This window comes from Enterobacter sp. 22466 (genome assembly GCF_052044775.1).
Taxonomy (GTDB): domain Bacteria; phylum Pseudomonadota; class Gammaproteobacteria; order Enterobacterales; family Enterobacteriaceae; genus Enterobacter; species Enterobacter dissolvens.
In genome coordinates this window covers 70,993-83,708 of record NZ_JBQENX010000004.1, presented here as the reverse complement: position 1 = coordinate 83,708, position 12,716 = coordinate 70,993, and the positions used below count along the sequence as shown (strand labels likewise).

12 protein-coding genes are annotated in these 12,716 nt (G+C 53.9%); 1 reads left to right on the top strand and 11 read right to left on the bottom strand.

The features are described 5' to 3' along the window. Positions 1-56 precede the first annotated feature (56 nt). The 6 genes from cheW to flhD form a co-directional block, all read right to left on the bottom strand. Positions 57-560 carry a chemotaxis protein CheW gene (cheW, locus tag ACTJJI_RS12585; protein WP_013096054.1) on the bottom strand — a complete coding sequence of 168 codons (504 nt, stop codon included), beginning with the start codon at positions 558-560 and terminating at the stop codon, positions 57-59. 19 nt (positions 561-579) lie between these two features. Continuing rightward, positions 580-2,616, bottom strand: coding sequence for a chemotaxis protein CheA (cheA, locus tag ACTJJI_RS12580; protein ID WP_096927439.1), 2,037 nt, complete (start codon positions 2,614-2,616; stop codon positions 580-582). A 4-nt stretch (positions 2,617-2,620) separates the two neighbouring features. Then, positions 2,621-3,550 carry a flagellar motor protein MotB gene (gene motB / locus ACTJJI_RS12575; RefSeq protein ID WP_440654290.1) on the bottom strand — a complete coding sequence of 310 codons (930 nt, stop codon included), beginning with the start codon at positions 3,548-3,550 and terminating at the stop codon, positions 2,621-2,623. Then, positions 3,547-4,434, bottom strand: coding sequence for a flagellar motor stator protein MotA (gene motA, locus ACTJJI_RS12570; protein ID WP_008500417.1), 888 nt, complete (start codon positions 4,432-4,434; stop codon positions 3,547-3,549). Before motA ends, motB begins: the two co-directional genes overlap by 4 nt. A gap of 123 nt (positions 4,435-4,557) precedes the next feature. Beyond that, positions 4,558-5,136, bottom strand: coding sequence for a flagellar transcriptional regulator FlhC (gene flhC, locus ACTJJI_RS12565; RefSeq protein ID WP_013096051.1), 579 nt, complete (start codon positions 5,134-5,136; stop codon positions 4,558-4,560). A gap of 2 nt (positions 5,137-5,138) precedes the next feature. Next, positions 5,139-5,489, bottom strand: coding sequence for a flagellar transcriptional regulator FlhD (flhD, locus tag ACTJJI_RS12560; RefSeq protein ID WP_013096050.1), 351 nt, complete (start codon positions 5,487-5,489; stop codon positions 5,139-5,141). Between the two features lie 794 nt (positions 5,490-6,283). On the opposite strand from flhD, the gene uspC reads away from it, so the two are divergent. Next, positions 6,284-6,712 (top strand): universal stress protein UspC, encoded by a 429-nt coding sequence (gene uspC / locus ACTJJI_RS12555; protein ID WP_014832429.1) that lies wholly within the window; start codon positions 6,284-6,286, stop codon positions 6,710-6,712. 15 nt (positions 6,713-6,727) lie between these two features. Here uspC and otsA read toward each other — a convergent pair whose 3' ends face one another. The 5 genes from otsA to araF form a co-directional block, all read right to left on the bottom strand. Further along, a complete protein-coding gene (gene otsA, locus ACTJJI_RS12550; RefSeq protein ID WP_014832430.1) occupies positions 6,728-8,152 on the bottom strand; it encodes an alpha,alpha-trehalose-phosphate synthase in 1,425 nt (474 codons plus the stop codon). After that, positions 8,127-8,930, bottom strand: a complete 804-nt coding sequence (gene otsB / locus ACTJJI_RS12545; RefSeq protein ID WP_440654286.1) for a trehalose-phosphatase — start codon at positions 8,928-8,930, stop codon at positions 8,127-8,129. The genes otsA and otsB overlap by 26 nt, the downstream gene beginning before the upstream one ends. Before the next feature lie 176 nt (positions 8,931-9,106). Beyond that, on the bottom strand, positions 9,107-10,087 hold the full coding sequence (gene araH / locus ACTJJI_RS12540) for an arabinose ABC transporter permease AraH (protein WP_014832432.1): 981 nt from the start codon (positions 10,085-10,087) through the stop codon (positions 9,107-9,109). A 14-nt stretch (positions 10,088-10,101) separates the two neighbouring features. Then, positions 10,102-11,616 (bottom strand): L-arabinose ABC transporter ATP-binding protein AraG, encoded by a 1,515-nt coding sequence (gene araG, locus ACTJJI_RS12535; RefSeq protein ID WP_013096045.1) that lies wholly within the window; start codon positions 11,614-11,616, stop codon positions 10,102-10,104. A 71-nt stretch (positions 11,617-11,687) separates the two neighbouring features. Next, the gene (araF, locus tag ACTJJI_RS12530) at positions 11,688-12,677 is read right to left on the bottom strand and encodes an arabinose ABC transporter substrate-binding protein AraF (protein WP_014832433.1); all 990 of its coding nucleotides are present in this window, start codon (positions 12,675-12,677) and stop codon (positions 11,688-11,690) included. Positions 12,678-12,716: the final 39 nt, after the last annotated feature.

The window sequence follows — 12,716 nt, the reverse complement described above, 5'->3', positions numbered from 1 at the left end:
CAGGGACAGGGAGCAAACACAAAAAACGGCAACCTGGATTGCCGTTTTGCATTTACCTACGCTACATGGTTCGCCGCGATATCCAGCAACGCCATCTCTTCGCTGTTCAACAGCTTCTCGATGTTCACCAGAATCAACATACGCTCACCCAGCGCACCCAGCCCCGTCAGGTACTCGGTAGACAGCGTGACCGCAAACTCCGGCGCCGGACGAATTTGGTCAGACGTCAGTGAGAGCACGTCAGACACGCCATCTACCACGATACCGACCACGCGCTGCCCCAGATTGAGGACAATCACCACGGTGTTATCGTTGTACTCCACATCGCCCTGGCTGAACTTCACGCGCAGGTCAACGATAGGCACAATCACCCCACGCAGGTTGGTGACGCCTTTAATAAACGCTGGCGTGTTCGCGATGCGGGTAACCTGATCGTAACCACGAATTTCCTGCACTTTCAGGATATCGATGCCGTACTCCTCATCGCCTAAAGTGAATACCAGGAACTCCTGTCCTGATGGCTCGCCCGCCAGTTTCGTTACATTACTCATACCGGTCATGTTCTTACCCTTTACTTAATCAGGCGGCTGTGTACGCCACACGTTGTTCACGATTTAATCCCTGAAGCGCCGACACGTCGACGATCAGCGCCACGCTACCATCACCCAGAATGGTGGCGGCAGAAATACCCGGCACTTTGCGGTAGTTGCTTTCGAGGTTCTTCACCACCACCTGGTGCTGACCGATCAGCTGGTCAACCAGCAGTGCGTAGCGGCGACCCGCACTTTGCAGGATCACCACGATACCCTGCGTGGCCTCTGTTTTCGCGCCATCCACTTCGAAGACTTTCCACAATTCCACCAGCGGCAGGTATTCGCCACGCACTTCGAGCACACGCTCGCCACCCGCCAGCGGATGCAGATCTTCTTCACGTGGCTGCAGTGATTCCATCACCGCATTCAGCGGCAGAATGAAGACTTCGTCCGCCACTTTTACCGACATGCCGTCGAGGATCGCCAGCGTCAGCGGCAGCAGAATACGAATGGTGGTACCCGAACCTTGCTTAGACTGAATTTCGACGTGGCCGCCCATTTCCTGGATGTTACGCTTCACCACGTCCATCCCCACGCCGCGTCCGGAGACGTCGGTCACCTGCTCAGCGGTAGAGAAACCTGGGGCGAAGATCAGCATGCCCACTTCTTCATCGGTCATGTTTTCGCTGACCGCCATGCCCTGCGAAATCGCCTTCGCCAGAATGCGCTCACGATTAAGGCCCGCACCGTCATCGGTCACTTCGATACAAATGTTCCCGCCCTGGTGCTCTGCGGAGAGGATCAGGTTACCCACCGGGGATTTGCCGGCTGCAATGCGGTTTTCCGGCAGTTCGATACCGTGGTCGAGGCTGTTACGCACCAGGTGCGTTAACGGGTCGATAATGCGTTCAATCAGGCTTTTATCAAGCTCGGTGGAGCTGCCCATCAGCGTCAGTTCAATCTGCTTATTGAGCTTACCGGCCAGGTCGCGCACCAGACGCGGGAAGCGGCTGAAGACATATTCCATCGGCATCATACGGATGGACATCACCGATTCCTGCAGATCGCGGGCGTTACGCTGTAACTGGCCCATACTGGTAATCAGATCGCCGTGCGTGACCGGGTCCAGTTCGTTAGAACGCTGGGCCAGCATTGACTGGGTGATCACCAGTTCGCCGACCAGGTTGATCAGCTGGTCAACCTTCTCAACGGCAACGCGGATACTGGTCGATTCGCTGGAGCGCGCCGCCGGTTTTTCACCGCGGCCCGGGGCGGCAGCCTCTTTCGGTACGGCTTTCAACGCCGGGGCAGCAGGGGCGACCGCAGGTGCAGCAGCCTGAGCCACAACAGCAACCTCCTCCACTGCAGCCGGGGCTTCAACGGCAACCGCTTCCGTTTCAAAGGCAATTTGATCGGCTTCGATAACAAAGCACAGCACCGCCACGATGTCATCCTGGCTGATACCGTCTTCAAGCGTCGCGGCAAGGCTGTCTTTGCCTTTCACCACGTTGCTCAGTGTCGCCAGGTTACCCAGCTCCTCTTCCAGCAGGTTGACCTCATTCTCTTTCAGGCGCGACAGCACAACGCGCAATTTTTCCGCTTTAGCAGCGGCAGGCGCTGACGCCTCAGCGGCAACCGCATCGACCACGCTCAGTTTGGCGGCAGGGACAACGGCTGCGGCGACCTCACCTTTTGCTTCCAGCGCAAGCTGGCGCAGCGCATTGCAGATGTATTCAAAGCTGGCGGCATCAGGCTCTGCCGAACTTTTATAGGCGTCGAGCTGTTCCTGCATAATATCTTTGGTTTCCAAAAACAGGTTGATAATGTCGGTATTGAGCTGCATCTCACCGCGTCGTGCTTCATCAAGCAGGTTTTCCATTAAATGGGTGGTTTCCTGCAAAATGGTAAATCCAAACGTTCCGGCTCCGCCTTTAATGGAGTGCGCGGCGCGGAAGATGGCATTGAGCTGCTCGGAGTCTGGCGCTTCAGGCACCAAATCCAGCAAATGTTGCTCCATATCGGCCAACAATTCGTCGGCTTCATCAAAGAATGTCTGGTAAAAATCGCTAATATCCATGCTCACGCTATCACCTCGGATTGGCTGGTGGCGATGTTGGAACGGCAGCCGAAGGAACGGCCCTAGGCTGTTTTAAATCGTCCAGTGACTCATTCTGACTTTCGGCGTTTTCATGCAGGATGGCCTGCTCCGCCTGCTGGTTCAGCACTAAAAGACTGATACGACGGTTGATGGCGTCATCCGGCCCGCGGTCGGAGACACGCATGGTTGCTGCCATGCCGACCACGCGCAGTACCTTGCCATCATCAAGCCCACCCGCCACCAGCTCGCGACGCGAGGCGTTGGCACGATCGGCAGAAAGCTCCCAGTTGCTGTATCCCTTTTCGCCCGTGGCATACGGGAAGTCATCCGTATGGCCTGACAGGCTGACGCGGTTTGGAATACCGTTCAGCACTGGCGCAATGGCGCGCAAAATGTCGCGCATATAAGGCTCAACCTCCGCGCTGCCGGTCTTGAACATCGGGCGATTCTGGCTATCAATAATCTGGATACGCAACCCTTCCTGTACCAGATCGATCTTCAGGTGCGGTCTCAGCGCACGCAGTTTCGGGTCCGCTTCAATCAGCTGGTCGAGATCGCCACGCAGTTTCTTCAGACGCGCCTGCTCCATCTTTCTCTTCAGCTCGTCGATGTTCGGCTCTTTTTTCACTTCACCCTGCTGCTGGGTGTAATCATCGCCGCCACCGGGGATCGGGCTGTCGCTGTTAGAGATACGCGGCCCACCGGAGACCGCAGTCGCCAGTGGCGTACGGAAATACTCCGCAATCTGGATCAACTCTTTCGGGCTGGAGATGGAGATCAGCCACATCACCAGAAAGAAGGCCATCATTGCGGTCATAAAATCGGCGTAGGCAATTTTCCAGGAGCCATGCGCACCGTGCCCATGCCCCTTATGCTTGCGCTTTTTTACGATGACGATCGGATGGGACTGGTTTTTCATGCGTCCTCAGTTGTCGTCTGTTGGTTTGGGTTTTTCACCGCACGCACGTGTTCTTCAAGCTCGATAAACGACGGACGCTCGCTGGAGTAAAGCGTTTTACGGCCAAACTCAACCGCGATCGGTGGCGCATAACCGTTGAGGTTAGAGAGCAGCGTGATCTTCACGCACTGCATCATTTTGGTGGTTTCCGCGCTCTTCTGGCGCAGAACGCTGGCCAGTGGCGAGATAAAACCATACGCCAGCAAAATACCGAGGAAGGTCCCCACCATCGCGTGGGCTATCAGCGCCCCCAGCTCTGCCGCCGGGCGATCTGCCGAGGCCAGCGCGTGGACAACCCCCATGACCGCCGCCACGATACCGAAGGCCGGCAGGGAGTCCCCCACCAGCGCCAGGCTGTTGGCCGGTACTTCGGATTCGCTCTCGTGGGTTTCGATCTCTTCGTCCATCAGCGCTTCAATTTCGAAGGTATTCATGTTGCCGCTGATGATCAGGCGCAGATAATCGACAATGAAATCCAGCATCATGGCATCCGCAAGAATGCGCGGATAGCTGGCAAAAATTTCGCTCTCTTTCGGGTTTTCGATATCCCGCTCCAGCGAGAACATCCCCTGCTGACGCGACTTCGCCATCAGGCGATAGAGCAGTGCCAGCAGATCCATATACATGCTTTTGGTATATTTCGAGCGACGGAACAGCAATGGAATAGCTTTCAGCGTCCCCTTGATCGATTTCCCGTTGTTGCCAACGATAAAAGCCCCTACCCCTGCGCCGCCGATGATAATAAGTTCAGCCGGTTGATAGAGTGCTCCAAGGTGCCCGCCGGTCATCATGTAACCGCCGAAAACTGTACCGAGAACTACCAGGTAACCTAATAAGATAAGCACGACATCATCCTTCCGCTAGTGACTATGGCAAGGACGTTCAGCTCGCAGCGTTTACCGAATTCAGGGTAAAAAAAAGCAGCGGTAATGGCTTACCGCTGCTGGAATCTTGCCCACACGTTCGGGTTAAACAGCTTGTTCGATCTGTTCATCCAGCAGTTGTGGAATAATATCGGCAGCATCCCGGGAAAGTTTACGTCTTTTTACTGCGCGGGATGGAGGCTGACATAAACTACAGGCGAAGCTGCCTGCAGGCTGATGAGCATGGGTAATAAAATTGCCATCGCAGCAGTTGCAGCGCGACAATTCAAGCATTCCGCTCTCAACAAAACGCACCAGCGTCCATGCGCGGGTCAGCGCCAGCAGGGGACCCTCTTCCTGCTGTGGGCATTGTTCAAGGTAAAGTTTATACGCTTTGATCACGGCATCAACGCCGCTACACAAACCGGTTTTGAGAAGGTACTGCCAGGCATTACAGAACATGGAGGCGTGAATGTTCTGCTCCCAGGTCATAAACCAGTCCGTTGAAAACGGCAACATTCCTTTCGGTGGAGGACTACCGCGTAACTCTTTGTACAGTTTGATGAGACGACCACGGCTCAACTGAGTCTCGCTTTCCAGCATTTGTAAACGAGCACCCAGTGTAATCAGCTCCATGGCCAACTGTATGTCACGCGCTTCCTGAACAATGCTTTTCTCGCTCATTTCTACGCTCTTTTCTTACGGGCTGCGTCATCAGGCTGGCTGATTTCGTTGAGCAAGCGGGTGGAGAGGAGAATACCGGTATGGATCTGTTGCAGATCGTCCACACGAGATTCCTGTGTCAGCCGCGTGATGGTCTGCGGATTATCGAAGCGGAACTGGCAAACCAGTTGATTCGTTTCAGCCAGTTTAACCATTTGAGGCAGGGTTAATCCGCCCAGCATGGTCGCCATCTCTTCGTTAATACCCAGACGAAACATCGCGGACGCTTTGTCCTGACTAATCAAACGCTGCGCGAGCAGTAAATATGACAAGTTGATGTCATAGATATGTTTTAGCAACTCGGATGTATGCATTTTTCCCATCCCGAATAACCAACTATTGTTTTTATGCGGAAAGACCGCACCCCGTGATGTCGCCGGGAAATCACCCGGTATTTAAAAAAAAGGCTAAATGCATAGTTGAATTTAGGTTTGTATTCAGCAAAACGTGCAACAACGAAACGCGGCAGCGTTTCTTACAGGTTTTATCATTTCTTACAAATAACTAAGATTTTTCCTAATTCGACGCAAACTCTACTCGTCAGTTTTGACACATACAATGCAGCCTACCCCAAATTTAAAAAAAATGTGATCCACGTCACATAATTTAAGTGAATATCATCCATAAATCCATCAGTATGACTTGTAATTTGTTCATTATTTGAACAATCGAGACCATTTTATATTCTTAATGGACGAATACTCATGCAGAAGTCTGAACCGAGGGGCCAGTGCGATTGCTTTTATGCTCATTAACGACTACCGCAACAATTCACATACTGTACATCTCAGGAGCACATTTTCATTACCTATGAAAAACATACAGTTATGCCTGAGGGGTTATAAAATTGTTTCAATGCGTGATCATTCGAATTGTGTTTATAACTCGTTAAAACGATTTAACAGCACGCGAGTGAATTTGTGTGATTTACGTTAAGTTGTTAATTTTTTTCATTTGGACGCGGTTTCCAGTTATTCTTCTTATAAGAATAATTAATGAATAATTATGAGAAGCTTCACACTATTGTCGTATTCACCTCTTGCAGAAGTGGTGATTTCGCGGTAATGCTGACGTAGACACGGTTTTTCAGACAGCTAAGGAGTGCGTGATGAGTTACGCCCATCTTCTTGTTTCTGTTGCAGTTTCACCGGAAAGTCATCAACTCGTTGCCCGGGCGGTTTCCATCGCCCGCCCGCACAACGCACGCATCAGCCTGATCACCCTTGCGGCCGAACCCGAGATGTATAATCAACTGGCTGCGCCGATGCTGGAGGATATTCGTGGGGTTTTGCAGGAAGAAACGCAGCAATTTCTGCGGGAACTGGTTGAGAAAGCGCACTATCCTGTTTATCAGACCGTCATTGCGACAGGTGAATTAAATGAGCATATTCTCAGCATGTGTCGAAAAGAGAATATTGATTTAGTGATCTGCGGAAATCATAACAAGAGCTTTTTTTCACGCGCGGCCTGTGCGGCGAAATCGATTGTCGCCTCAAGCCAGGTTGACGTGTTGTTAGTGCCTCTTGGGGGTCGTTAAACCCCCAGAGGAATATCACGCGAGTTTAGGGAATGTCGCGATCTTTTTTTGTAGAACGCCTTCGTGACTTTGCGGTTCGATATTACGCAAATCGCGAATAAAACGTGCCTGCCAGTGATTAATATCGTTCTTGCGAATCGTCTCCATCATTTCCGCATGACGGGAAATACGTTCCGTCAGCGGCATCGTCAGGGCACGGTTCAGCGCGTTCGCCACATCATCCCGGTCATAAGGGTTAACGATAAGCGCTGAGGTGAGCTCATTGGCGGCGCCCGCAAACTGAGAAAGCACCAGCACCCCCGGATCGGCCGGATCCTGTGCCGCCACATACTCCTTTGCCACCAGGTTCATCCCGTCGCGCAGCGGCGTAACGAGGCCGACGTCGGCATAGCGGAACACCTTCATCAGGATCTTACGGTCAAAATGTTGGTTCAGATAAAACAGCGGCGTCCAGCCCAGCTGGCCATAGCGGCCATTGATCCGCCCCGCTTCCGTCTCCAGTTGATGACGGATATCCTGGTAGGCCTGCACTTCCCCACGCGAGGTTGGCGCGATCTGTGTATAGCGGATTTTACCGTGGTGCTGCGGATATTTATCCAGCAGCGTTTCATACGCCAGGAAGCGCTCCGGCAGCCCTTTGGAGTAGTCGAGACGCTCCACCGAGAAGATATTCTTCACGTGTTTCAGCTCGTTTTTAAGCTGCGCCAGCTTCGGTGGCAACGGACCAGACGCCTGCTCAGCAATCTCATCCGGCTCTATCCCAATCGGATAGACTTCGGTGTGGAACGTTTTACCCCACGCCGTATGCGTTTTCCCCCCTTTCGTCATCAGACGCGTTTTGCCTGATACCGAATCCAGGAATGCAATGCGATCATTCTCAGTCTGGAAGCCCAGAAGATCATAGTCGCACAGCGCTTCCAGCAGCTCTTCGTGCGGTGGCAGCGCGGTAAAAATTTCCGGCGTCGGGAACGGAATATGGAGGAAGAAGCCGATACGGTTGTTAACTCCCCTTTTACGCAACTCACGGGCGAAGGGAAGCAGATGATAATCGTGGATCCATAAAATATCGTCTTCCTCGATTAAAGGCAGCAGTTTATCCGCCAGCAGCGCATTGACGCGGCTGTAGCCTTCAAACGATTCTCGCTGGAATTTTACCAGGTCAAGACGGTAATGGAACGCAGGCCAGAGCACCGCATTCGAGAACTCGGAGTAGTACTCATCATAATCTTTCTCTTTCAACGCGAATGACGCCCACGTGATGTTTCCGCGCGTCACTTTTTTGAGTGGTTTTTCTTCCTCACTGATGTCTCCACTCCAGCCAAACCACAGCCCCCCAGCGGCTTTTAAGGCACCTAATACCCCCACCGCCAGGCCACCTGCACTGGCTTTTTTATCGTCAGGCGGTGCGATACGGTTAGAGACGACGACTAAGCGACCCATAATGGTTTCCCCCCTTGTTTTGCGCTATTTGTTGTTGTTGCTGGTTAGCGATATCAGATATCCACTGCCAGACGCTGGCCACATTTGCCAGACGCCATTCGGCTTCAGTGTCACCAGGCCCAACCTTCAAGGAGATCCCTCCAGCCTGATTCACTACGCGAAACCCGGCCTCATCGGTCAGGTCATCCCCCAGAAAAACGGGCGTCCGGCCCTTGAAAGGCGGCGTTGCCATAAACGCAGCAATCGCAGCGCCTTTATTGATCCCCTTCGGTTTTAGCTCCACGACGCATTTACCCGGCTGCAGCGCCAGCTCAGGATGCGCATGCGCGACCCTGTCGGCGAGCGCAAGCACAGCCTCTTCATGCTGGGGTGCCTGACGGTAGTGCAAGGCAAAGGCCATACCTTTGGCTTCCAGCTCTGTGCCAGGCAGCTCCGCCAGCGCAGCAGAAAGCTGTATCTGCAGTTTGTTAATTAATGCGTCGGGGAGTGTAACGATGTGCGTATGATCATGGATGTCGCGGCGCTCCGCTCCGTGTACACCGGCCAGCGGAAAGTGGTAAGGACTGGCGAGCAGATCCAGCTCGGCCATTGAGCGCCCTGATATCAATGCCAGTGCTCCCTCATTCAGTTGCGAGAGCTGATGCAAATCCTGTAATACCGCCTCCGGGATGACCACCTGATCGGGGTGCGGTTTTATCCCGGCGAGCGTGCCGTCGAGATCAAAAAAGAAAGCATAGTGTCCGGGCAGTACAGGCGGTGCGGTTAACATGTCAGCCACCCTGGTCCTCCTTACGGTTTACGAGAGGTAAACGCCTTTACCTCTTTCATAGCCATGTAAGTATAGACAGTGTGACGTCGCTCGCCATTTGACAACCGCCCCGCCAGCAGAACTGGCGAGGCGATTCAGATGTCAACTAAGGTTATTAGTTGAGCAATTTAAAGGCAGGAAAAACGTTATACGGTACGCTTCGCTTTTTGCTTGTAACGGTCGAAAATCACGGCTGCGAGCAGGATCAGGCCACGAACCACATACTGCGAGAATGGCGAAATATTCAGCAGGTTCATGGCGTTCTCCACGGTCCCCAAAATCAGGATACCGGCCACCACATATGAGATTTTTCCGATGCCACCTTTCAGGGAAACACCCCCTAAAACGCAGGCTGAGATGACGATCAGCTCGTACCCGATGGAGGTCATAGGCTGACCGCTGGTCATGCGTGACGCCAGAATAATCCCCGCCGCCGCCGAGACCAGACCGGAAAGCACAAAGATAATGATCTTGGTACGCACCACCGGGACACCCGCCAGCCGCGCCGCTTCCTCATTACCGCCAATCGCCAGCGTATTACGGCCAAACGTGGTGCGATTAAGCAGGAAGCCGAACAGGATCAGGCAGGCCACCGTCAGCCAGATTGGCGCAGGTAATCCCAGCCAGTTCGCATAGCCCAGGGTGAAGAAGCGCTCGTCTTCAATCCCCACCGCTTTACCGTCGGAGATGATATAGGCCAGACCGCGCACTATTTGCATCGTTGCAAGCGTGGTGATCAGGGCGTTAATCTTCAGGCGGGCAATCACAAACCCATTGACCAGACCGCTGATCACGCCCAGCAGCAGACCCGCCAGCACGCCAATCCACAGGCTTTCGGTCATGTTGATCACTACGGCGGTGGTGACACCAGCACAGGCAATCACAGAGGCCACTGACAGGTCAAAATCGCCCGAGGCCAGACAGAAGAGCATCCCGCAGGCCACCATGCCGGACATGGAGATAGCCAGCCCCAGCCCTTTCATATTAATGAAGGTGGCAAAGTTGGGCACAAAGATTGCGCAGGCAACAAAGAGTGCGGCAAAGACCACCAGCATGCCGTACTGATCCCAGATGCGGCCAAAACTGAAAGCCGACTTCGGCGCTCCGGATGTAGTAACAGAGGACATCATTAACTCCTTACTCAGGCGACAGCCTGGCTAACTTTCGGCATGGCGAGGCTCAACGCCTGTTGTTCATTCGCCTGTTCATGAAGCAATTCACCGGCGATTTCCCCTTCACGCATCACAACAATGCGATCGGCGACGCCCAGCACCTCAGGCAGATCGCTGGAGGCGAACAGCACCGCCACACCGCGTTTTGCCAGCTCATAAATCACGTTATAAATTTCGTGTTTCGCCCCCACATCGATGCCGCGCGTTGGCTCATCCAGCAAAATGACCTTCATATCCTCCGACAGCCAGCGGCCTAAAATCGCCTTCTGCTGGTTACCGCCGGAGAGATTCATGATCAGCTGTTCCGGGCCCGGCGTTTTGATGTTCAGCGAACGGATATGGTGGTCGGCGTTGCTCTCCTCCCAGCCGTCGTTGATCAGGCAACCGGCGCGAATAAACTTCCGCCGGGCGGAAATATTGATGTTGTCGCGGACCGAGTGCACCGGAATAATGCCTTCGGCTTTGCGGTCTTCCGGGCAGAGCATCATGCCGGCCTGAATGGCATGCGCAGGCTTCTGGATATCGACCCGCTGCCCGTCAATGGAAACCTGACCTTCGGTGATGCGTGTACCGCCAAACAGGCCTTTCATTAACTCGCTGCGTCCCGCCCCCACCAGGCCAAACAGCCCGACGATTTCACCGCTGCGCACCGAGAGCGAGATCGGCGTCCGCACGCCCGGTGCTTTAACGTTCTCCAGCTTCAGGCGCTCAGGACCGTATTCGCGAGGCTGCCAGTGATAGATATCCCCCAGCTCGCGGCCGACCATCGCCTGGACGAGCTGGTCGTGGTTGACCTGCTCCATGTCGGTAAACGTGCGCACATAGCGACCATCTTTAAACACGGTGATGGCATCGCTTAAGGCAAAAATCTCTTCCATACGGTGCGAAACATACAAAATAATGCGGCCTTCTTTACGCAGCTCGCGGATCACCCGGAACAAATTCTCGATTTCACGTGCGGACAGCGAACTGGTCGGTTCGTCAAAGGCAATGATTTTGGCGTTACGCGCCAGCGCCTTGGCAATTTCAACCATCTGCCACTGGCCGATGGAGAGATATTTCAGTGGCGTCTGGGGATCGACGTCCAGGCCAAGGTGCTTCAACTGCAGCCCCGCTTCATAATTAAGTAGCGAACGATTCACCACGCCGCTTTTGTGCGGAAGCTGGCCTAAATAGATGTTTTCCGCCACCGTCATCTCAGGGATCAGGTGCAGCTCCTGATAGATAATGGCCACCCCGGCGTTGAGCGCGGCGGTGGTATCAGCAAATGCCACCTCTTCGCCACGAATGGCCAGCGTGCCGGTGGTTGGCGTGTAGTTGCCGCTGAGGATTTTCAACAGCGTGGATTTTCCGGCGCCGTTTTCGCCCATCAGGGCATGCACCTGACCGGCATAGCAGTCGAAGCTGATATCGGTCAGCGCGTTGACACCGGGAAAAGTTTTCCCGATACCGCGAAAAGAGAGATACGGATCAGACTGTCGCATAACGTCTCCGTGATTCCTGTAGTGTGTACGTCTGGCCCCTCGTGGTTCGCGAGGGGCACAATCACCGCGAATTACTTACCGCCCAGTCCTTTTTTCGCCAGCTCCTCTTTGAAGTTGTCGCGGGTGATCAGCACCACGTCGGTCACTTCAGTAAATTTCGGCGGTTCAACCCCTTTGGTGACCCAGTTGTACAGCATTTCGCTGGATTTATAGCCGTGTACGTCCGGGCTTGGCAGCAGAGAGCCGTAGAACCCGGTCGCCTGCGCTTTAGAGAGTTCACTCACCGCGTCGACGCCGTTGATGCCGATGCCGATCACATCAGGCGCTTTAAAGCCCTGACCTTCCGTGGCGCGCACGCCGCCCAGCACGGTGTTATCGTTCATGCCAACCACCAGCCAGTGTTTGACCTCCGGATGCTGAACCAGCATGGAGTTGGCAGCGTCGAAGGCCCCCGGGATATCGTTGGATTTGGTTGGGACTTTATAAATCTGTTTTTCCGGGAAACCGGCCGCTTTCAGCGCGTCCATGGAACCGGTGGTGCGACGGCGGGCGGTATCCAGCTCATCGGCGGTAATGGCCATCACGGCGGTCTCTTTCACATCCCAGCCGCGTTTTTGCATCTCTTTATAGAGTTCCTGGCCCTGACGTTCGCCAATTTTGGTTGCCGCCATCATGACCAACGGCACGCTGTCCATCGGTTTGCCCTTGGCATTGACGAACTGATCGTCAACCGCAATGACTTTCATGTCGTAGCCGCGCGCTTTGGCTGCAATCGCTGAGCCCAGTTTTGGATCCGGTGTACAGATAACGAAACCTTTTGCACCACTGGCCGCCAGGCTATCGATGGCGTTCAGCGTTTTTTCACCGTCAGGCACGGCGATTTTAATGACTTCAAAACCTAAATCTTTCCCGGCTTTATCGGCGAATTTCCATTCGGTCTGGAACCAGGGTTCTTCCGGCTGTTTTACCAAAAAACCGAGTTTTAAATTCTCAGCGATAGCGGATTGTGACATAACGGCAGCCAGACCGATGGCCGCCAGCGCTTTAGTAAATTTGTGCATGGTAAACTCCAGCATTAGCGTTCTTTTCTGTAGGGAATA

Excerpts from the sequence above, each read along its gene's own strand:
- araF (WP_014832433.1), bottom strand. The coding sequence starts at position 12,677 with ATGCACAAATTTACTAAAGCGCTGGCGGCCATCGGTCTGGCTGCCGTT.
- otsA (WP_014832430.1), bottom strand. The coding sequence starts at position 8,152 with ATGGGTCGCTTAGTCGTCGTCTCTAACCGTATCGCACCGCCTGACGAT.
- araG (WP_013096045.1), bottom strand. The coding sequence starts at position 11,616 with ATGCGACAGTCTGATCCGTATCTCTCTTTTCGCGGTATCGGGAAAACT.
- uspC (WP_014832429.1), top strand. The coding sequence starts at position 6,284 with ATGAGTTACGCCCATCTTCTTGTTTCTGTTGCAGTTTCACCGGAAAGT.
- motB (WP_440654290.1), bottom strand. The coding sequence starts at position 3,550 with ATGAAAAACCAGTCCCATCCGATCGTCATCGTAAAAAAGCGCAAGCAT.
- araH (WP_014832432.1), bottom strand. The coding sequence starts at position 10,087 with ATGTCCTCTGTTACTACATCCGGAGCGCCGAAGTCGGCTTTCAGTTTT.
- flhC (WP_013096051.1), bottom strand. The coding sequence starts at position 5,136 with ATGAGCGAGAAAAGCATTGTTCAGGAAGCGCGTGACATACAGTTGGCC.
- cheW (WP_013096054.1), bottom strand. The coding sequence starts at position 560 with ATGACCGGTATGAGTAATGTAACGAAACTGGCGGGCGAGCCATCAGGA.
- flhD (WP_013096050.1), bottom strand. The coding sequence starts at position 5,489 with ATGCATACATCCGAGTTGCTAAAACATATCTATGACATCAACTTGTCA.